Origin of the sequence: Sinorhizobium sp. NG07B, from assembly GCF_002532005.1 — a bacterium.
GTDB classification, from domain to species: Bacteria; Pseudomonadota; Alphaproteobacteria; order Rhizobiales; family Rhizobiaceae; genus Sinorhizobium; species Sinorhizobium fredii_C.
Map to the genome: position 1 here is coordinate 1 of NZ_NWTD01000014.1, position 21,465 is coordinate 21,465.

Annotated in this window: 15 protein-coding genes and 2 pseudogenes; 6 read left to right on the plus strand and 11 right to left on the minus strand. The window is 58.0% G+C overall.

The genetic code is table 11. The features are described 5' to 3' along the window. The 4 genes and pseudogenes from CO664_RS26635 to CO664_RS26650 form a co-directional block, all read right to left on the minus strand. A partial coding sequence (locus tag CO664_RS26635; RefSeq protein WP_234820018.1) for an IS256 family transposase occupies positions 1-860 on the minus strand: 860 nt, incomplete at its 3' end. Positions 861-1,017: 157 nt separating this feature from the next. Then, positions 1,018-1,251, minus strand: a pseudogene (locus tag CO664_RS26640) (LysR family transcriptional regulator); the annotation flags it as partial. A 418-nt stretch (positions 1,252-1,669) separates the two neighbouring features. Then, complete coding sequence (locus CO664_RS26645) at positions 1,670-2,290, minus strand: YbhB/YbcL family Raf kinase inhibitor-like protein (RefSeq protein ID WP_097527536.1); 621 nt, start codon at positions 2,288-2,290, stop codon at positions 1,670-1,672. Between the two features lie 55 nt (positions 2,291-2,345). Further along, positions 2,346-2,657 (minus strand): antibiotic biosynthesis monooxygenase, encoded by a 312-nt coding sequence (locus tag CO664_RS26650; RefSeq protein ID WP_097527537.1) that lies wholly within the window; start codon positions 2,655-2,657, stop codon positions 2,346-2,348. Positions 2,658-2,766: 109 nt separating this feature from the next. Between CO664_RS26650 and CO664_RS26655 the strand changes: the two genes are divergently transcribed. The 3 genes from CO664_RS26655 (at position 2,767) to CO664_RS26665 (ending at position 6,912) form a co-directional block, all read left to right on the plus strand. Further along, on the plus strand, positions 2,767-3,735 hold the full coding sequence (locus CO664_RS26655) for a helix-turn-helix domain-containing protein (RefSeq protein WP_097527538.1): 969 nt from the start codon (positions 2,767-2,769) through the stop codon (positions 3,733-3,735). A gap of 475 nt (positions 3,736-4,210) precedes the next feature. Further along, a complete protein-coding gene (locus CO664_RS26660) occupies positions 4,211-5,593 on the plus strand; it encodes a pitrilysin family protein (RefSeq protein WP_234819598.1) in 1,383 nt (460 codons plus the stop codon). After that, entirely contained in the window at positions 5,590-6,912 is a 1,323-nt protein-coding gene (locus CO664_RS26665) for a pitrilysin family protein (RefSeq protein ID WP_097527540.1), read from the plus strand. Before CO664_RS26660 ends, CO664_RS26665 begins: the two co-directional genes overlap by 4 nt. Positions 6,913-7,503: 591 nt before the next feature. Here CO664_RS26665 and CO664_RS31390 read toward each other — a convergent pair. Beyond that, entirely contained in the window at positions 7,504-7,746 is a 243-nt protein-coding gene (locus tag CO664_RS31390) for a hypothetical protein (protein WP_234819599.1), read from the minus strand. 955 nt (positions 7,747-8,701) lie between these two features. Between CO664_RS31390 and CO664_RS26675 the strand changes: the two are divergent. From CO664_RS26675 to CO664_RS26685, 3 genes and pseudogenes are all read left to right on the plus strand, one after another. Next, positions 8,702-11,034 (plus strand): annotated as a pseudogene (locus CO664_RS26675) (prolyl oligopeptidase family serine peptidase). A gap of 506 nt (positions 11,035-11,540) precedes the next feature. Beyond that, complete coding sequence (locus CO664_RS26680) at positions 11,541-12,419, plus strand: hypothetical protein (protein WP_097527541.1); 879 nt, start codon at positions 11,541-11,543, stop codon at positions 12,417-12,419. Continuing rightward, positions 12,409-12,663 (plus strand): hypothetical protein, encoded by a 255-nt coding sequence (locus tag CO664_RS26685; RefSeq protein WP_141471792.1) that lies wholly within the window; start codon positions 12,409-12,411, stop codon positions 12,661-12,663. The genes CO664_RS26680 and CO664_RS26685 overlap by 11 nt, the downstream gene beginning before the upstream one ends. A 314-nt stretch (positions 12,664-12,977) precedes the next feature. Here the strand turns inward: CO664_RS26685 and CO664_RS26690 are convergent, their stop codons facing one another. The 6 genes from CO664_RS26690 to CO664_RS26715 all read right to left on the minus strand — a co-directional run bounded on the left by CO664_RS26690 (position 12,978) and on the right by CO664_RS26715 (position 21,450). Further along, on the minus strand, positions 12,978-16,112 hold the full coding sequence (locus tag CO664_RS26690; RefSeq protein WP_097527543.1) for an efflux RND transporter permease subunit: 3,135 nt from the start codon (positions 16,110-16,112) through the stop codon (positions 12,978-12,980). Positions 16,113-16,116: 4 nt separating this feature from the next. Next, positions 16,117-17,181: an efflux RND transporter periplasmic adaptor subunit gene (locus CO664_RS26695; protein ID WP_097527544.1), complete on the minus strand. Its 1,065-nt coding sequence runs from the start codon at positions 17,179-17,181 to the stop codon at positions 16,117-16,119. Then, the gene (locus CO664_RS26700) at positions 17,182-17,724 is read right to left on the minus strand and encodes a hypothetical protein (protein ID WP_097540442.1); all 543 of its coding nucleotides are present in this window, start codon (positions 17,722-17,724) and stop codon (positions 17,182-17,184) included. It lies immediately after the preceding gene. Between the two features lie 208 nt (positions 17,725-17,932). Then, positions 17,933-18,949: a helix-turn-helix transcriptional regulator gene (locus CO664_RS26705; RefSeq protein ID WP_097527546.1), complete on the minus strand. Its 1,017-nt coding sequence runs from the start codon at positions 18,947-18,949 to the stop codon at positions 17,933-17,935. 335 nt (positions 18,950-19,284) lie between these two features. After that, a complete protein-coding gene (locus tag CO664_RS26710) occupies positions 19,285-20,727 on the minus strand; it encodes a glycosyltransferase (RefSeq protein ID WP_097527547.1) in 1,443 nt (480 codons plus the stop codon). Positions 20,728-20,760: 33 nt separating this feature from the next. Then, complete coding sequence (locus CO664_RS26715; RefSeq protein ID WP_234819600.1) at positions 20,761-21,450, minus strand: HAD-IA family hydrolase; 690 nt, start codon at positions 21,448-21,450, stop codon at positions 20,761-20,763. Positions 21,451-21,465 lie beyond the last annotated feature (15 nt).

The window sequence follows — 21,465 nt, forward strand, 5'->3', positions numbered from 1 at the left end:
TGCTGGGTAAGCGTTTCGGGAAGAATCCAAGATCTCCAAGGCGACAATAATTTCCTTTCCACACGAACGTCGCGATAATGTTGAAGACGCATTACCGCATTCTTCAACAGCCCCACCCGGCAGCGCTGCCAGGTTGCGTTGAGCACCTTAGTGACGGCGACCTTCAGGCCTTCGTGGGCGTCGGAGACAACCAGCTTGACGCCTCTGAGGCCACGGCGGGTCAGCTTGCGTAGGAACTCCGTCCAGATCGGCTCGGCTTCGGAGGTGCCGACCTCCATGCCCAGCACCTCGCGGCGACCGTCGCTGTTGACACCAACGGCGATGATCACGGCAACGGAGACGATGCGGCCGCCGCGGCGGACCTTCAGGTAGGTGGCATCGATCCACAGATATGGCCAGTCGCCCTCGATCGGCCGCTCGAGGAAGGCCTTGACCTTGCCGTCGATCTCCTCGCACAGCCGGCTGACCTGGCTCTTGGAGATGCCGCTCATACCCATGGCCTTGACCAGATCGTCGACCGAGCGGGTCGATATTCCCTGCACATAGGCCTCTTGAATGACCGCCGTCAGCGCCTTCTCGGCCATGCGCCGCGGCTCCAGGAAGCCCGGAAAGTAAGAGCCCTTCCTGAGCTTCGGAATGCGCAGCTCGACGGTTCCGGCGCGCGTCTCCCAATCCCGCTCGCGGTAGCCGTTGCGCTGGGCCGTCCGCAGCGGGTTCTTCTCGCCATAGCCGGCACCGGTGGCAGCGCCCACCTCCAGCTCCATCAGCCGCTGGGCGGCAAAGCCGATCATCTCGCGCAAAAGATCGGCGTCGGGGGACTTCTCCACGAGCGCACGCAGGTTCATCATGTCGTCGGTCATCGGTGGTTCCTTCGAATCAGGTTGGTGTCAGCAACCCGACCCTACCGAAGAACATCGATGACCACCGCTTCGCCGCCCGCTCACTACGGCGCTGTTGAGGGCGCGCTCGCGAGCGGCTTCGCTACCGCCGAGCTACACCACCTGTAGGGACACGACCCAGCAGAGCCTCGCGAACCGCGCGAGCGAGCCCTTCCGCACGCGGTGTCGGTATAAATTCGCGGCCAACCATCACAAACAGATCATCGCGAAAATAGGTGCGTAACCGAGCGACGGCCGCGCTCATCGCCGGCTGGCTCAGGTTGATACTGCGTGCTGCCGCCGTGAGGTTACGCTCGGTCATGAGAGCGTCCAGCACAACCAGGAGATTCAGATCAAGACCATTGAACCGCATATCTTTACCCATTTATAGCGTGTAGCCGCCCAAAAACAGCTATCCACTATATTAGAAAAATATAATTTGCTCCAAATCAAGTAGACGGCTGGCAAATCTGCGTGGGTTCAGCCACGCCGTCGGATGACCGTCGCATCGCGGCTGGACTCCAGCAGGCAGCACACGAGAATGAGTCTGTTGTGGGACACGTTCCTCTCACAGCTCCGGGCCGAGATACCGCTGCGAGGTCGTCTTGTGTCCAGCCGTTAACCGCTTTCGCGTTGGACACGTTCGACGACGGCGGTGGTTTCGAAGTCGTGCGCTACCATCGCGGTGCACGCTTCGGGGATGGGCCGCGCCAGCGGCAAGGACAGCACTGGTCATTGGGCCCGCACCAGAACGAGTTTCTTCATGATGATCTCCGAGACGTGGTGGTGGGTTAGCGGCCGTACACGGCTGTAAAGGATGCCTTGCCCAGTACTTTGTCGCCCAGCCCCTTGTTCAGCACAAAGCCATGCAGTGCTGCCGTGCCCGTCTTGGGAACGCCGGCCGCCGCGTCGATGTCTTCAACCGCCAGTGCGTAGAGTGAGAATTGGTAATGATGCGGCTTGTCGCCCACCGGCGGGCAAGGGCCGCCATAGTTGCCGTTAACGCCGGTCGCACCGGTGTCCTGGTAGTCGTTGCCGCCGCCATAGGCGCCACTCGGCAGATTTGCCGGGGCATTGCCGGCTCCTTCGGCCAGCTGCGTGACGGTGGCTGGGATGTTATAGACGGTCCAGTGCCAGAAACCGCTGCCGGTCGGTGCATCCGGGTCGTACAATTGCAGGACGAATGACTTCGTGCCTGCCGGCGCGTTATTCCATTGCAGGGCGGGCGAGATATTCTTGCCCTTGCAGCCAAAGCCGTTCAGGACGAACTTGTCGCCGATCTTGCTGCCGGGAGCGATGTCGGGACTGGAGAGTGTGAACTTTTCGGACGGACCCGCAGCTGCCGGCACCGACGCCAGGCTTGTGACGCCGACTAGGACCGCCGCAAGCACGGTTGGTACATTCAGGCTCATGACATTCACTCCTTCACGTTAGGGTCGAGGGGTATGACTTGCCCTCACACGATGGTCAGTTTTCGGTTGACTCGTTCTTCAGTCCCAACACTTGGATCTGCTCAATGGCCGGCGGCACAGAAAACAGATCCGGTGCTTTCGCTATCAAGGCTTGAGCAATTGGACCAGACAAGTGCTCTTGCCGTGCCCTATCGTCGTGGAACGCGTCGAATATGCCAAACGTCGTGTTCGACAGTCGCAGTGCGAACCAGATTGGGGTGGAGCGCTCTTCATGCGCCATTTCGAGTGCAGATCGCAGAAATTTCTCAACATCAGCCTCTTTGCCGGGCTTGGCTTCGAGGCGGGCAAACAGGGCATACTGGATCATGGGACAATGCTCCTTCGAGGGGCGCCGAACATCCGACGAAGGCCATTTCTAAATCCGGCTTATTTCATGAGGTATTGCCGCAAATGACATTTTCGGTATCATATACGCCATGAGGCTCGTCGTACTCGCCATCAACGATGTGTTCGACACCGGCTTGGCGGCCGTGCTCGACACGCTTGCCACCGCCAACGAACTCGCCGCCCTGGAATCCTTTCCCGTGCCGCGGTTCGAGTGCGTGGTGGTCGGTGTAAGGGAGGCGGTGCGCACCTCGCTTGGACTAAGCGTGCCGGTGCAGCCAGTCGGTACAATGAGGCAACCCGACTGGGTGATTGTTCCCGCACTAGGCACTAAAATGCCGGAACCATTATCTCAAGTGCTTAATGGGCGCGAGTCGCAGGACGCGGCAGGCCACTTGCGCGCTTGGCACGCCGATGGCGCACGGATCGCGGCGGCATGCATCGGCACTTTCCTGTTGGCCGAGTCGGGTCTGTTGCACGGTCGTGAGGCTACCACTGCGTGGTGGTTGGGACCGATGTTTCGGCAGCGCTATCCTGAAGTTCGGCTCGACGAAACGCGCATGCTGGTTCCATCAGGCGACGTAGTTACCGCCGGCGCAGCAATGGGCCATCTGGAACTGGGCCTATGGCTGGTGCGCCAAACCAGCCCTGCGTTGGCCGACATGGTGGCGCGCTACCTGCTCGTTGACCCCCGGCCTTCCCAGGCCCCCTACATGATCCCGACGCATCTGGCGAACGCCGATCCGCTGGTTCAGCGCTTCGAACGCTGGGCGCGCAACCGCTTACATCTCGGTTTTTCGCTGGATGATGCGGCGGATGCCTTGCACGTCAGCAAACGTACGCTTCAACGCCGCATGGAAGCGGTGTTAGGAAAGTCGCCGCTGTCGTATTTTCAGGACCTGCGTGTGGAACGCGCGGTGCACCTCTTGCGCACCAGCCGCACGGACATCGAGACCATTGCCGCAGAGGTTGGATACACCGACGGGGTAACCTTGCGCGTTCTGCTGCGGAAGCGGCTCGGTCGCGGCGTGCGCGAGTTGCGGGACCTTCCCGGCCGCTGAACGCGCAGGGCTGCCCGACGACGCCGCCCGAGACGCGCAAGCCGATCCATTTGCGAAGTCTTCGTGGCAAATCCAAACCTCCGCGTTGCACTTTCATTCGTCGCGCCATCGTCGTGCCTCGCGTACGCCAGCAGACAAACCCGTTTATCGTCGCTCGTGTACGCCGGGATCCTCCGCTGATTATCGAGGCGAAGGCGTTCTTTGATACCCCGAAGGACGCAACCTGGCGCAAAGGTCTTGTTCGGAATGTTCGGTTTACGACTGTCCGGTTCAAAACAAAGTAGGACGCGACGGATAGGCAGCGGCATACTCCCGCCGCTGAATCTGAAGGGCGTTTCCCTTGCAAAACGAGCCTGGTTCGTTTTGGCACACTTGTTGCGTGCGTGCCCGTAGATCGGCACGCGGGGCATCGGGGCAAATTAGGACGGCCCAAAGGAAGTACTTGGCCTGACGATCCTGTCCTAGGGAGAAGATGATGGGTACAGGAATGGATTCGCAGATCAGTACGTTTGCGCTGCAAGCTTTCAGGACCCCGGAAGTGACAACGGCCGCCGGGGACTGGCGAGGCGGCCCCGAGATCGCAAATTTTCTTCTAGATAACGGTATGGAGGTGGTCGTCACACCTGACCACCGGATGCCAACCGTCACGCAGATGGTCTGGTACAAAGCCGGCGGAGCCGATGCGCCTCCGGGGAAATCCGGCATCGCCCATTTTCTAGAGCATCTGATGTTCAAGGGCACGAGAAATCACCCGGCCGGCGAGTTTGACGCGAGGGTCGCGGAAATCGGTGGCAAGCAAAACGCCTTCACGGGGTTTGACTACACCGCGTACCATCAGACGGTCACGCCGGAAGCTCTCGGAACAATAATGGAATTCGAAGCCGACCGAATGAGGCATCTTGTTCTAACCGACGCGGTGATTGCACCGGAGCGCGATGTCGTTCTCGAAGAGCGGCGCATGCGCTATGAGAACAACCCAAGTGCTCGTCGCTATTGGGCGCTGCAAGCGACCCTCTATCAGAACCATCCGTACCGCATTCCGAGGATCGGCTGGATGCACGAGATTGAACAGCTCAATCGTGAGGACGCCGAAGCGTTCTACGATCGCTACTATGCTCCGAACAACGCAGTACTGGTGGTGGCGGGCGACGTGGATGCAACAACGGTGCGCAAGCTGGCGGAGAAGACCTATGGGGCCGCACCGCGTGGCCGGGACCTGCCGCCGCGGGTCAGGCCGCAGGAGCCGGAGCAGAACACCAAACGAACGGTCGTGCTCACCGACCCGCGCGTGACCGTGCCGAGCTTCCGAAAGTCCTGGGTAACCACCTCCTACGGGAGCTCCGAAGCCGGCGAGGCGGAAGCCCTCGATCTTCTGTCGGAAATTCTGGGCGGAGGAACGCGCAGCCGGATCTATCAGGAATTAATCGTGAAACAGGGGATAGTCTCCTCGGGTGGCGCCTATTTCAACGGAACATCGCTCGATCCATCGAGCTTCAGTGTTTATGGCGCACCGCGGGGCGATGCGACGATCGAGGACGTGGAAAACGCAATCGACGCTGAAGTCCAGAAAATCATCGACACCGGTGTTACCGATGTCGAACTGGAGAAGGCCAAGAACCGTTTAGTGCGCTCGATGATATTCGCAGGCGACCGCCAGCGAGGATTAGCCGAGATATACGGGAGGGCGCTTGCGATCGGCCGCACCGTAGACGATTTACACGCCTGGCCCTTGAGGATCCGCGCGGTGACGCCGGCCGAGGCACAGTCGGTTGCCTGGAAGTACCTTAATCCTGACCGTTCCGTGACGGGATACCTGCTGCCACATGAAACTGCCATCTCGGGAGCTAAATGCCAATGACAACGCTCAACCGCATGCTGATCGAAAGCTCCAAGCCACTGCTCGCCGCGCGCATCCTAGACGTTGCGGCGTCGGGCCGAGCCGCCCCGGCGATACAGAAAATCGAGACAACGGGGGGGATCAAGGCTTGGCTGGTGGAAGATTATTCGCTGCCGATCATCACCATTGGGTTCGCGTTCGAGGGCGGCACCACGCAGGATTCTTCCGGTAAGGAAGGCGAGGTCAGGCTTATGACCTGGCTATTGGGCGAAGGGGCCGGCGACCTTGACAGCGAAGCCTTCCAGGAGCGGCTCGACGATGCTGGCGCTGAGATGCGGTTCCGGGCTCGGCGCGATGCGGTCTACGGCTCCATGCGAGTGCTCGCCGATCAGAAGGATGATGCGTTCGATCTACTCCGGCTGCCCGTCGAGCAGCCGCGCTTCGACCAAGCGCCGTTGGACCGCGTCCGCGCTCAGATCGTCACCTCCATCATCGCGGGCGCCAAGAATCCAAACGTTGCCGCAGAGCTCGCTTGGAAGAAGACGCTCTACGGCGATCATCCCTATTCGAGGCGGGCCGACGGCACCGAACAAACTCTCGCGGCAATCACGGCCACCGACCTAAAGGCACTGCATAAGCGGCTTTTCGCACGGGGCAAGCTCACCATCGCCGTGGCGGGAGCGATCGACGCCAGCGCCCTGAAGCGTGATCTAGATCGGATATTCGGCGGGTTGCCTACCGAACCCCGCTTGCTGCCGGTGGCGGAAACCGCCCCTAAGCTCGGTCAGGAAATACACATTCCGTATGACCTCCCTAAGACTGGGCTGCACCTGGCCTATCCGGGAGTTAGCTGCAAAGACCCGCAGTTCTTTGCAGCGCATCTGATGAATCATATTCTCGGCGGAGGAGCGTTCACCTCGAGGCTCCGGAAAGAGGTGCGCGAGAAGCGAGGGCTTACTTACAACATCAGATCTCAGCTCGTGAACAGCGGCCACAGCTCTATGCTCTTGATCGATACGGGGACCCGCCCGGATCGGGCTGCTGAGACGCTTTCAATCATTCGTGCGGAAGTCCGGCAGATGGCAGAGCAAGGCGTAAGTCAGGAGGAGCTTGAAGCGGCGAAGAAAAAGCTCATCGGTGGTTACGCGATTGACAATCTAAACTCCTCCAGCGCGATCGTGAAAACCCTCGTCGAAATTCAGGAGCGAGATGATGACACCGACCATATCGAGCGCCGAAAGCAGTTGATCGACGCCGTAACCGTTGAGGACGTCGGAAGGGTCGCAAAACGGCTTCTCTGTGCCGACCCTACCGTGATGATCGTGGGAGCGCCGCTCTAAAGAAGGAACTGATCGCGTCCAAAAGGGATGAACGAGTGATTTCCAAGATCGGCTTCGGCGTCGGGAGGAGCGGCGGACTTCCGCACATTGTTGCGGTTGCTCTCGGTATGCACGACATGCGTGTTCCGGCGTGCAAAAATTGATGCCGATATCGAGTGCGCCCCTGGGGTGGACAGATCGGGAATGAGGAATTGACCGGCTTACCGGGTTTTCGGAAAGAAGACCCGTACATAGCGCCGTACTCCTGCTCGCAGGCGCGTCCGCGCTATGTGGCGAAAGTCTGTGAAACGATGGCGGCTTACGCGCACCAGGTCTTCCAGCTTTTGAACGATAAGTGAGCCATTTCAGCTGGAATACTTCGACGAGTGCTTAGAATCGAGAGGAGAGCAGGGGGTGAGCTTTCTTGAAATGAGTTTGGAGCTGTTTCATCAACGATATTCGCCAGACCGGCTTCAAGGCACCTTCTCGAGCACGTGAATGTCTGAGCCGGCATTATCCGAGATCACATCGATCGACGCGAGCCCTGCCAAGTGCGCACATTGTTCAAAAAATGCCTTAGAAAAAGAAAACGAGTTCTTTAGGTGCAATCGATCACCGCGTAATAACCTGATATGGCTGCCCTTGAGGCAAAATGATGAATTTCTTTTTACGACGGCGGTGTGCGAAGTTGCCGTCGACAGGCAACTCTGCTTTCATTCTGTAGAAAACATTTAGCTGAAACTCTGGATGCGCTTCATAGTATGACTTTCTAGCATCCCTCCTCAGATCTGAGCCAATCGAGATTGCAACCCAGCAACGCTTAGCGCAGTTCGATATTTTCTTCAGCGCCTGCACGACCACTTCCGCCGGGGGTGCATCGCATATGTACGCAGCAAGATTCCCGAATGTCCGGCCAAAACATGACAACAAAAGCCGTTTCATCATCGAAAAAATAGCGTCGTCCAGAGAATATATCATCGCGTATAAAGTCGATTTTTAACCCAAAGCTGCCGCTGATTCAGCGATGTCCCCAAGGAACTCGTTCGACCGATCGACCAGCACGCAACGTGAGGCCTCGCCGCGCAAGTCTGTCACAAGGGGAAGCGTCTTTTGCTGGAATGCTCGCACTGTTCCGGGGCCATATTCCAGAACCGACACGCCTTTACGGGAGCGCTTGTCTCGATGATACCATTGTACATAATCTCGCACTCTCTGCTTTAGTTCTTGCGCCAACTTGATCTCAGCTTCCACCATATTGGTGGTCCCGGTGTCGAGCGCATTCCTGATCCTCTGAGATTTAGCCTTAGCCCATAGCAACGCGCCACTCATCGAATTACCGTTTCGATCAACTCCGGTGTGTTTAGCGACATGTCCGATTCCCGACAATGTCAGGTATGCGACATATGGGTTTTGACCAACCGCGTTGTATTTATAAGACGTTCTTCTTTGGCACGAATAATGCTTGGGGTATGCAGAAACCCCGCAAACCCGTTAATGACGCCGAGTCAAAGTGATAGCTCAATCTTCCCCACTGATCATCGTGATGCCGATTCAGGGGGTCGGTCTATGACAATGCTCGGTCAGGCTGCGGCTGGGGCGGGAAGTCCATGCCAACTTTGCAATCGACTCGTCAGGTTCTGGAGTGTCCGGAGACTTGTCTAGGCAGCAGGTCCGGATGCGGCGGTTGCGCAACAAAGCGGCCGCAGGCTCCCCGGGGCCCGAACGCTGCTGCAAACCCGCTTTTGAGAGGCGTCGATCAAAGCAAGCGGTAAACGACAAAACTGAAGGAAGTGAAGGGAGGCAAATGGCCATGTTGAAGATCTGGGCTTTAACGCTCGTGCTGATCGTTGAGACCGGAGCAGCCGGCGCGCAGGCACTGCCGAACGGTCCGGCTCCTGGGGATCCGCCGCTGGCGGTGACCGACTTCGAGCGGGCGCTCACGATCAACGACCGCTATCGCCGACTCACCGTCGATCTCCCCGAGGTGCCTTTCTGGGCGAGCGAGGACAGCTTCGTCTACCGCCGCAGCGGCCATGGCGAGCACCAGTTCATATTGGTCAACGCCGCCACCGGCGAGAAGCGGCCGGCCTTCGATCAGGTCCGCCTCGCGGCGGCGCTGACCGAGGCGACCCAGCAGAGCTTTAAGCCCGAAAACCTTCCGTTTGACCGCTTCGAACTGACCGACAATGGTGGCAGGCTCAACTTCGCCAGCGGGAATGAACTGTGGAGCTGTGACCTTGCGAATGATGCTTGCACGCGCACCGCATTGCATCCGAGCGACACGGACTATCAGGGAGTAAGTTACGACTACACGCCGCCAGCAACGAATGATCCCGAGAAGTGGAGCGTGTCGCCGGACGGCAAATGGAGCGCCTATATCAAAAACTACAATGTCTTCCTGCGCAGCAAGGACGGCGCCCAGGATGTCGCGCTGAGCTGGGACGGATCAGAAGGCAATTACTACGCCTTCTCGACGCTGAGCTGGTCCCCGGACTCGCGCCACCTCGCGGCCTACCGCATCCGCCCCGGCTACGAGCGCAAGGTGCACTATCTCAAATCGTCGCCGAAGGAGCAGCTTCAACCCGAATTTTCTTCCATCGATTATCTCAAGGCGGGCGACGTGCTTCCGCTTCCCCAGCCCGTGCTGTTCGACGTTGCCGGCCGGCGCGCGATAGCAATCGACAACACCCTGTTTTCGAACCCATTCCAGTTATCGCCCATCCAATGGTGGAAGGACGCGCGCGGCTTCACCTTCGAATACAACCAACGCGGCCATCAGCTCTATCGTCTGGTGGAGGTGGATGCCGCCACCGGCCGCACGCGCGCGCTGATCGATGAGGCCAGTAGGACCTTCGTCGATTACCTACCGCTGGCGAGGGACCAGAGCTGGACAGGGAAAACCTACCGTTACGATGTCGATGACGGCAAGGAGATTATCTGGGCATCGGAACGCGACGGGCACGAGCATCTGTATCTGTTCGACGGGCGGACCGGCGCGCTCAAGAACCAGATCACTCGCGGCGATTGGGTGGTGCGGGCGGTCGACTATGTCGATCCGATCCAGCGTCAGATCTGGTTCGAGGCAAGCGGTATGAACCCGGAGGAGGATCCCTACTTTGTCCACGCCTACCGCATTGGCTTCGACGGCAAGGGGCTGACCGCGCTCACGCCCAAGCCGGCCAACCACCACATCGAGTTTTCGCCCGACGGCCGCTACTATGTCGATCTGTGGTCGCGCGTCGATCTGCCGCCCCGCATGGTGCTCTACCGCACCTAGACAATGCCAAACTGAGGGATGTCGAGACCGCGGATATCTCCCAGCTCACCGCCGCCGGCTGGCGACCGCCGCAAAGCTTTCGTGCCAAGGGGCGGGACGGCAGGACCGATATCTGGGGCGTCATTCATCTGCCCGCCAATTTTGATCCGAAGAAGAGATACCCCGTGGTGGAGGACATCTATGCCGGGCCGCAAGGCTCGTTCGTCCCGAAATCGTTCTCGACCGTCACTGAGCCGCTTACGCAATTAGGTTTCATCGTCGTGCAGATCGATGGCATGGGCACTAACAACCGCTCGCGCGCCTTTCATGACGTTATCTGGAAAAACTTGAAGGACGCGGGCTTTGCCGATCGCATCCTTTGGCACAAGGCGGCTGCCGCGGAGTTTCCCTGGTACGACATCTCCAATGTCGGGATTTTCGGCGGGTCCGCCGGCGGCCAAAATGCGGTAGGCGCGTTGCTCTTTCATCCCGAATTCTACAAGGTCGCGGCCGCCAACAGCGGTTGCTACGACAACCGCATGGACAAGATCTGGTGGAACGAACAGTGGATGGGGTGGCCGGTCGGCGTCGAATATTCGCAGTCCTCCGACATCGACAATGCCTATCGGCTGCAGGGCAAGCTGATGCTCATCGTCGGCGAAATGGACAGCAATGTCGATCCGTCCTCCACTTTTCAACTTGCCGATCGGCTCATCAAGGCGGGAAAAGATTTCGAAATGGTCTATGTGCCCGGTGCGGATCATGGTGCACCCGGTACGTTCACCGACCGCAAAGTCCTGGACTTCTTCGTTCGCAACATTCTCGGGCAGAACCCGCCGAACTGGAACGCCATTCCGTTAGCGTTGCCGAAGGACAAAGCGAGGTGACGGGGCCGAGGAGAGCGTTTGTCACGGCGGAGATGCAATAATTGCGGTGCTTTCCACCCGGGGCAGGAGGAACACGCGCCGTCGGCGCATGCCTGAAACAGCTTTGTAAAATGTCCACCGCACTAACTGTTTGCTCTTTCGCTAAGGACGGCAGCAATTTTCGGCTGCCTCCTCCAATCCCACACACTATTAGACGTCCGTCCATTCACGCAGATGGCATGAGGCCGGTGAGCTTCAGGACATCCCTGGAATTTTGCAAAGCGCTTCCCCTTCAAATCGGGCGTGATACTCATTCCCTGGATGCGGTGTCGACGGCGAAACGCAGCCGGTGCAATTGCTCACTCGTCCGCGTCACCACCGTTGCCTGACGCCGAGGCCAATGGAACCTGTTGTGACCTGATCGTTGCAACCGTCAAAAAAACAGTAGACTAATCCGATCGCGCGACGATTGTAGAAGAAAAGACCGCCTGGCTGCCGATTCCGAAGTTTCTAAGGTAACCACATTCATGCATGATGCTGTCGTTATCCGTTCCGGTTCTGCACAGGCAGTTATCAACCGCAAAGGAGCAGAGCTAATTAGGTGGCAGGTCGGTGCAAACGACCTCCTTTGGCCGCGAGGCTCCCCAGGTTGGAACCGAACTTGTCCGCTGATGTTCCCTTCATGCGGATGGAGTGAGTCTTCGCTTGTCGAAATTGAAGGGCAATATTATCCGATGCCTGTTCACGGCTTTATCGGGATGCAGGAATTTGACGTGGTTTCCAACTCAGAAAGTGAGGTGATATTAGAAGCATCTGACGATGAATTTACGAAAACAATGTTTCCATTTCGATTCCGGTGCACGATTAAGTTCAAAATTGTGGACAGCCAACTGAGCATTGATATCTCCGTAAAAAACAAGTCATATAGCGCGTTCCTGCCTTATTCCATCGGAATACATCCCGGGTTTAGATGGCCACTACTGTCGTCGCGCAAAGATGGCTGGCGGCTGCAGTTCGAGAAATCAGAATCTCCACTTGTTCCTTGCATCTCTTCTCAAGGGCTAATTCGAGGTAACCAACGGAGAATTTCATTCCACGGAAGGTCTCTCCAGCTAAATGAGACCCTTTTCGAAAATGATGCCCTTTGTTTTTTGAATGCGAACAGCAAAAGGCTGTCGCTTGTTGGACAGAAGGCCACAATCAGAGTTGACGCGCCAGATGCACGTCATTGGGTTGTATGGTCTCTTCCACAGCAGGACTTTCTGGCGTTGGAACCATGTACGGGGCACGGTGACATGGAGGGCAGACGCATTCCATTTGACGAGCGAGAACACAATGTCAATCTCGCCCCAGGAGAAGAGCAACAATTCCGAGTACGATTTGAGTTCTTGCAGCATGAACATTAGTCCTGCACCACCGGGCATGTCAGAGGTCCAGCTGACGGGCCTTGTGATTGTGCAATCGTTATGTACGGCAGACAAATTCCTGCCCGGCAAGACCGTTTTCGCCAAAAACGCCGATATTCCCATTGTTGAGGGCCCCGCCACAGCGAACGATGGCGCCGACAATACCGAAGTGACAACGGCCTTGAAGATGGCGCGCCTTGCAGGCTCACTGGCTTTTTCATTCAGCGGAACAGTGGAGACTTAATCCGCCTCTGACGATGGCTGCCGGTCGGCTGGCTCGCGCCTGCCACGGGCGCTGACATCGGACGCTTTTAAGGATGCGGGTGCACCCGCGGGCTCGCCCGCAGATCCGACAGTCCGAGATGCGACAATCTTGAACATGTTGAATGCCGGTTCGCTCGATCGTGTTGTGTTGGAAGAGTTTCTTCTTTGGCATGCATATTGCTCTCAGGCATTTGCAGAAGTCTGGCCCGGTTCGTCTCGATGTTTGGCACGCTGATGCGTCCGCAAAACACTGCCCCGCGCAAACGTGCGCGGCTCGTCGATCTCCCGAGGTTGTTATGGCCGAGCCACGTCATCTCTGACCATGTCTCTGAGTGACAGCTTGAAGGAGTTCGGCTCGCAACTGTTGAACGCATCCGTTTCCTGCTCATATGTTTCGTTGCATAGCCCGGTACGGCGTGCGAGCCGCTTCAGTGTCTCAAGTAGGTCATCGAAATACGTGAAGATGATGGGGACAACGATAAGGCACAGTAGCGTTGACGTTATCACACCGCCGATCACCACAATGGCCATGGGCCGCCGGAAACTTGAATCGCCTCCCGTCAGGCTAAGAGCAACCGGAAGCATGCCCGATGCCATGGCGATGGTCGTCATGACAATGGGACGCCCGCGCTTATGGCAGGCATCCACGAGAGCATCGAACCGCTCCATTCCCTGGCGGCGCGACACGATCGCGTATTCAACGAGGAGGATCGAGTTCTTCGTAACGACTCCCATGAGCATCAGCAGACCGATGACGACTGGCGCCGAGAAGCTGGTCCCGGTCGCTACCAGTGGCAGCAGCGCGCCTCCGAGCGATAGAGGCAAGGCCATCAGAATAGTGAACGGTTGCAGGAAGTCGTGAAAAAGCAGAACGAGCACGGCATATATGCAGACTACCCCGATTGCCATCGCAATAGCGAAGCTTTGGAACAGTTCCGCGCTGCGCTGAAGTTCGCCTTGCTTCACGAGCGTGACGCCCGCCGGCAGGTGCTCAAGAGCTGGCAGCGCCTTTGCCTCCCGATAGACGTCGCCCAGAATGCGGCCGTTGAGCTCGACGGAAAGAGTTGTATTGCGCATCCGATCGAACCGATTGATCTCGGACGGACTTCCGCCAATACGAATGTCGGCGATTGATCCGAGATCGACACTGCCATGGGCCCCTGCCACCCTTATGTTGCGGATGTCGTCGAGATTTGTGCGCGCCTCGGGTTTGAACCGGACGACGATGGGGATTTGGCGCTGAGGCAGATCGAGCTTTGGCAGGGCGGAAGTGTAATCGCCATGTGTGGCAACCCGCACCGCTTCGGCGATGGCGCTCGAGGTTACGCCCAGTGCGGCTGCGCGTGAAAAGTCCGGCGTGATCTGAACCTCAGGCGCCTGCCTCGAGGCGGTCGAAGTCACCGCTCCAATACCGTTGAGCGTACGGAGTTGCTCCTCAAGCGCTTCGCTTGCCTTGTCGAGAACATCGGAGTCATCGCTGGCAAGGGTGAGGACGAGCTGCGTACCGTTGCCACCATTCCCGACCGCAACCCGCACTCCGGGGAGCACGGAGAGGGCCGAGCGGATATTGTTTTCGATCTCCGACTGCCTACGGTCTCGCTCGTTCAGCGGCGTCAGCAGGACGTCAAGCGTAGCCGTCTCGATATCACCCGACGATGCCGAACCGACGGACGAGAAGACATGCGTCACATCGCGAAGCTTGCTCACGATGTCTGCCGCCTTCCTGGTCGTGTTGTCCATTTGGTCGATGGTCGCGCCGGGCTGCTGGACCAGCGTCACCTGGGTCCGCGCATCGTCGGCAGCCGGCAGAAAGCCCGCTTTCAGGAAGGGGACGGTGGAAAGCGAGAGCGCGACAAAGATTGCGGTCACGAAGAGCGTTTTGTTTCTGTGGTACAAGGACGTCTTCACAATCGCCATGTAGGCGCCCATGATTCGTCCATCCTTTACCTCGGTGGAATGCGGCTTCATGAAGTAGGCAGCCATCATGGGTGTCAGCAGGCGGGCAACGACCAGGGAGGCGAGTACGGCGACTGCGGCGGTGATACCGAACTGGCGGAAGAGCAGCCCTGGTATGCCGCCCATGAATGCCGTCGGCAGGAAGACCGCTACGAGCGCGAGCGTAGTCGCAATAACTGCTAACCAGATCTCATTGGCCGCTTCGAGGGCGGCATCAATCGGCCGTTTGCCCATTTGGAGATGGCGAGCAATGTTCTCGATCTCGACGATGGCATCGTCTACAAGAATGCCGACCACCAGCGACAGCGCAAGCAGAGTAATGATGTTGAGACTGAAGTCGGCGAGGTACATCGCGAGGAAAGTCGGTATGACGGACAATGGCAGTGCCACGGCCGACAAGACAGTCGCGCGCCAATCCCGGAGGAAGAACCAGACGACCACGACGGCCAGGATCCCCCCCTCAAACAACATGTGCATCGAACCCTGGTAGCTCTCGAGGATCGCTACGTCTCTACTGTAGATTTCATCGATCTGTACGCCGGGGTGCTCGGCGGCAAACTGTGCAACCGCCTTGTCCACGTCGGAGGCGACACCGGTGTCCGAGAACCCGTTTGAGCGCTTGACCGCGACAGCGATCACGGGCTGTCCGTCGAGATAGGCCAGCGAGGATCGGTCCGCGAAGCTGTCAGTGACGGATGCGACGTCGTCGAGCCGGACCCGTTGGCCGTTGGCTAGTGGAATTTGCAATCCCCTGAGGCTTTCGACGGACGCGACGGCGCCGAGCGTGCGCAAGGTCTGGCGTGTGCCGCCAATTTCGCCAACCCCACCCGACGTATCGGCCTGGACCGACTTCAACTGTTCTGAAACAGCCGCTGCTGTGACTCCCAGGGGGGCCATCGTTCCTGGATCGAGGTCGACATGAACCTCGCGGTCGACACCGCCGAATCGGCTCACCTGTCCCACCCCCGGTACCGACAGAAGTGCCTTCGTCATATTGTTGTCGACGAACCAGGAAAGCTCAGTTTCGTTAAGGCTGGACGAACGGACCGCGTAGGTGGCAAGCGCGGCGCTCTGCATGGTGATTTTGGTAACGCTCGGTGTCTGCATCTGCGCCGGCAGATCTGGCTTTACACTGTCGACGGCATTGCGGACTTCGTTCAAAACCTCGTCGCTGTTCCTCTCCAGCTCGAAAGTGACGTCGATCGATACGGTACCGTCGGCGATCGTGGTTGCGATGTGGTCCAGATTGCTCAGCGACGCGAGTCGGTCCTCGATAACGCGGGCAACCTCCGTCTCGAGCTGCGTCGGCGCCGCGCCCTCGAGTGTTGCGCTGATGCTGATCCTTGGAAGATCCATGTCAGGGAAGTATTGGACCGGCAACCGCTCGAAGGCTAACAGCCCACCGACAGTGAGCATTGCGAAGAGCAGTATCGCCGGTATCGGATTGAGAATCGACAAAGCAGAGAAATTCATTACCTTACTCGGCGACATTCACGAGGTCGTTGTCCGACAGAAATGCGCCGCCCGATGCAACGATCCTCGAGGTCTGATCTATGCCGGAGACAATCTCGACCTCGCCATCCTTGCGCCGGCCAGTCTCCGCTCGGACCCGTTGCACCCGTTGGTCGTTGCCGACCGTGAAGACGTAGCTTATCCCGTCGCGGAATACGATCGCCGTCTCCGGAACCGTAAGCGCCGAAGTCGTCTTCAGTTCAATGCTGCCGGTGACATAAAGGCCGACACGCGGATGAACATCGCTAGGAAGCGTGACATAGACTATCGCTCGGCCGGTGTCGGTGCTGACAGACGGTCCGACAAGCCTAACCTTGCCCTGGATGGGGCGCTCATCCGGGTTGTTGACCTCAACGCTCAGTCCCTCCGAAATGCGCGGAAGGTAGCGCGCCGAAACTTCTGCCTGCCACTCGACGCGCTGCTGACGGATCAGGCGGAATAGCTCGGTACCAGTCGAAACGACTGCACCTAGATCGGCCGTGCGTGACGTTATCAGCCCGTCGTCAACGGCGGTGACGGTCGTCTGAGCAAACTTTATCTTTTGGCTGTCTAGCGCGGCCTTTTGCGATTCAAGGCTTGCTACAGCCATCTGCTCGTCGGTTAAGCGCTCGGCGATCTTCTCGTCTGAAATTGCTCCCGAGGGGCGAAGCTGCCGGGCTCGGTCCGCGTTCGCTTCGGCCTTTGTTAAATTTGCCTTGGCAGTCTCGACGGCCGCCGCTTGCTTTCGGAGGTCGGCCAGCACGCTCTCCTGGGAAAGCCGTGCCAGTGTCTGCCCCTTGGTAACAACCGATCCGACATCGACCAGAACGTCGGTTACGCGCAGGCCGCTCGTCTCGGAGGCGATAACAGCTTCCTGCCATGGTTTGAGCCATCCGCTTGCAGGAACTGTTTCCGGCCAGTCCCGTTGCGCCGGCGCGACCACTGAAACCGTGAGGGCGGGTGCTGCGGGCTGATCCGCCATGGAACTCCCGAAGGGAAGGAGTGCTGTGCAAAAGGCGATGATGGTGAGTGGGATAGACGGCTTTCTCAACTATAAATCCTCGTAGGTCACGGCATCAGCACATTCCCAAATCCGCCTCAGCGCAATGGAGTTGTTCTTTCGCTCGGTCGCGGTCACGTGTCGGCAGGGCCTCCAGGCGATGAATGTCGCCGTGTTCAGGAGCTGCCGGCCAAACACATCAAAGCGCTGCAGGACGTTCCCGGGCAGGCTGGTCAGCTGGATGTATCTGACTTCCGCGGAAGAGCGGGCGTTGGGCAGTCCGGACTGGCGGCGGGATCTGCGGTAGAGCGTCTGCAGCTCTACCGGGAGACTGGCTGGCAGGTTAGATAACGAGTCATTGGCAGCGTCGTCGTGCCACTGAAGCCTGGCCGGGTCAGTCTCGGACAGGTGCGTCTGTCGGTCCAGGGCGGCATCGAGCCACCGAAGCGAAATGTTACCTTCACCCGACCAGGCCTGACCTGTATTCACCGTTGCCGTCTCTTCGGTTGCGAAATCAAGAGAGTGCATGCTAGTGCCCGTTTGCCCGCTCCCCCCATGCATGCCGCTCCGCCTGCGGATCACATCAATCTTCATGCAAGACGCCGCAGCATAATTACAATCGATTGTTTGGATGGCAGGCATCGATGGCACGGATAGAAGGGTGAGATGAAGTCGCGTTAGCCTGCCAAGGAGGAGGCACCCCTGCTGCGTTCGCGGCTCGCGGCGCCTATGTCGAACCGTTGCCACTCCGCACCACCCGTCCCTGGTGGAACGAGTACATACCGAATATTCAGCTACTGCTCTATCGTCTTGGGGATACCGAAAATGCAGATCGATCCACCCTCTTCCTAGTGTCAGATGGCTTCTCCCCGTAAGTCGCTTTGTACGAGGCTGAGAACCTTCCAAAATGAAAGAAACCCCATTTCAGGCAAATTTCCCTCACAGCCTGATTATTGGCGGGATTGAGCAGGTCCTGCCGCGCTGCCCGCATACGAAGCATCATCAGGTAAGCAGCAGGTGTTGTTTCCCTGAAGGCGCGAAAGCCCAGTTGTAGCGCTCGACTGGTCACACCAGCTGCTTCTGCTACCATCGGCATTGTGATCGGCTGATTGATATTGGCCTGCATGTATTCGATCGCGCGACGGACATGCCGAGGGGCGATCGAGCAAGGCTTCTTGTCGAGCAAGTGCGATAATCTGTGAGGAATTTGGCGCACCACCAGATCGGCCAGTGCCTGCGTCAGATGTGTCATTGCTATTGGAGAGCGCAGCAGTGCGCCGTTGTCCCGTAGGCCGTTAATCATCGTTGATGCGAGATTGCCGATCGTCTGGCCAGTCGGTGTGGCCAACTCCAACTCCGGTAATAGATCCAGAGAGTCGTTGAGCGGCACCTCAAATGTTTGGCCGACAGCATGCAGAATAACGGACCAATCAAGCAACAGCTCGTCTATTATATTTGATTGGCCATGCATAATAACTCCGTCGGGTTCAAAATTATTATAGAGCAGCAGCTTCCCCCTTCCGGCCCCGGCCGAGCGGCCCCCATACGTCACCTCCATGCCGCCACTTCGTGGAATGACAACCGACAAATACTCTGCTGTTTCGGAGGTCGGGGCGATACTGAACTGGAACTCGTTCTGGTGATAACCGCTGATCAAAACTGCATTGTCGCACGCAACAAGATTTATTCCCCAACGAAAGTCGCCAATTTTCCCAATAGGCTCGGCCTTAAATGTACCGAAAGCTCCACCGAGAGCTTCGATCATGCCGTCGAAGGAGGAACCACGAAATGAAAACTTTGGAGAGCCATTGTCTGGCATTGTCAATTCCCCAATTCTGAAGTACTTTTTGCGTTCACCTGGATCGGGAGGCCGTGTTCATTTTTTTCTGTGGTTTGCTTACGACGAACCATCGGATGGCCACCCCACTCGGGTCGGATCCAGTGCAGGGGGCTAAGGCTGCCTCTCGTTTCGCCCCTTAGCTTTGTGCGCCTATGACCAGCAGCTCCTTGATCGGCGGTACGCCGTGCCTGAAGTGTGCCGAGCCCTCGACGAGCAGCGGATCTTCACCTCCGCCCGTCGCAAACGGCACGCTGGCCCGCCGGGGAGCTGGAAGCATACCTCGCTGAGTGGCGGGCAAACCTCCGCCGCCTGGCTCAGCTAACGGTTGGCTTAAAGGGTTCCCGGCCTTGAGTCTGGTCGAAGCTGGATAGAGCCGATTGAATGGAGCCATACCATTTTGGTATTTGCGAAATTTGCGTACTGGAGCGCTGGGAGTTTTCCCGCGCGGTTCTCGCCATATCCCTGAAATTATCGTAATCAGCCACAAGGCGATGCATCATTTCTGCAGCTTTGATCTCGATGTCCGGGGTATCGACGACAACTCCATTCGACCCATTTATGACCTGCCTTTTCAGGCCAAAGGCGGAAGACACTATGACGGGTTTGCCACGGAATAGAGCCTCAGTTACTGTCAGGCCGAAGCCCTCTTCGCGAGAGAGCTGAAATATCGCATGTGCGTTCTGTTGCAGGCGCCCGACAATTTCGGCATTTGCGTCACTGTCCTTCATCGAGATACAGGTGAGATATACGCGCCTCCGCACTTCCTTGGGCAATTGAGAGCATAGTACTACGCATTTCTCGAAATACTCGCGTCCTTCAGGGTCGTCTGCCACACCCAAAGGATCCGGTCCCGCGATCACCAGGCGTGTTTCGGAAATCTCGTCGCGGGCCGTTCCTACAAAGCGATCGAACGCAGCGATGATGCGGTCAATGCCCTTCAGTCCATCCCACCTGGATACATGCAGGAAATACTGGGAGCCGAGAATGTCCTGAAGGGTCGCTTTGGACTCTAATTCATGACCGTTGAACGAAACCAAATTCTCCAGTGCCTGGCTCGGCGGCCCTTCATGGTTGCGGTTCTTGGTCGAGAAGGGGCTGATCGATGGCTGGATGAAATCGATGGGGTGACCGGCATCAAAGGCATATGCCTCGTCACTCAGAACAACGCGCTGGAAGGGACGGAGGTATTCCTTCAGGAGGCCCCAGGTTTTCTCGACTGTCGGAGTGCGCTTCGGATAGCCAATATGGCATCGCCAGATCGCCGGGTGTGGGTGAGAATCCAGGAACTGTGCGGCTGCACAGAGTGGCTGCGGATCATGAATAACAAGGAAGTCATCCAGTCCGATAATCCTTTCCAGCTCCGAGGCGCCCTGCTGCGATGTCTGAAGATAATACGGCAGCAGCTCATTCACACCTGCTGCGATGGTGTCGTGAAGAGAATTGTGGAGCCCTTTGGTGAACTGAAAAAAATGCTCGTCCTTCGGCTTGAAAATAAGCCAGCGAACATCAAAACCAAGTTCCCGAAGGAGGCAAATGTGGTGGGGAAGCATTTCAGCCACCCCACCGCCGAACGCGGTGGAATTTATATGCCAAATACAACGGGCGCCAATCTTGTCACGAGTTGCGTTGGACGAACGAAAGAGTTCATCGAGAAGTTCCCCGTAGTCCGCCCGTTCCTCGGCGTAGCGCTCAAGGACCGACCCTTTTACCAGCACCTCGTCAAATAGAGATGTGCACTGTTTTGTTGTTACCTTCAAATTCTAGTCCTCCTTTTGGTCTGGGAAGCAGGTTCAGCCCGGCCGGTAAGCAAGGAGCTCGCGAAAATTCTCAATCCAGCCCTTGGTGTCAGCGTGACCTTTGGCATCAGGGCCGACACCCACGCAGTCGCAGCCTGCAGCGGTTGCCGCTTCAATTCCGGTTTGGGTATCTTCAAACACCAAGCATCTTTCGGGGGCCATGCGCAGCATCCGCAACAGCCTTTGATAGGGTTGCGGATGCGGTTTTCCCTGACTGACGTCCTCAGCTGCAATCATGATCCTCGGGCAGGAGATTCCGGCCGCCTCGAGTCTGGCGAGGGCCGAAGCCCTTGTCGAAGAGGTGACGATGGATTTCCTTTCATCAGGGATAGAGCTATAGAACTCCGCGGCCCCCTGGATTGGCCGCAACAGGCTCATTGCTTGGATCTCGTAATCCGCGATGCGAGCTGCTTCGTGTTCCGGCGAGAGGCCCGGCGCAATCGCCTTCACCAGCTCGATATCCCTGCGAGCGGCCGACATCCGCATTGCGTGATCCGGACAAATCCGTTCCTCCAGCGCCCACCGGCGGAGTGCGCTTTCGACGACAGCCTGGGAATCTACAAGGGTTCCGTCCAGATCGAAGGCTACGTGATCATAACCTGCAAGCTGAACTTCGATCGTCACTCCGTCTAGAGGATTCGAGCCATTGTGCGAATGGATTGTAGCTCTCGTTTGATCGTTCACGGGTTCCCTCCGTGC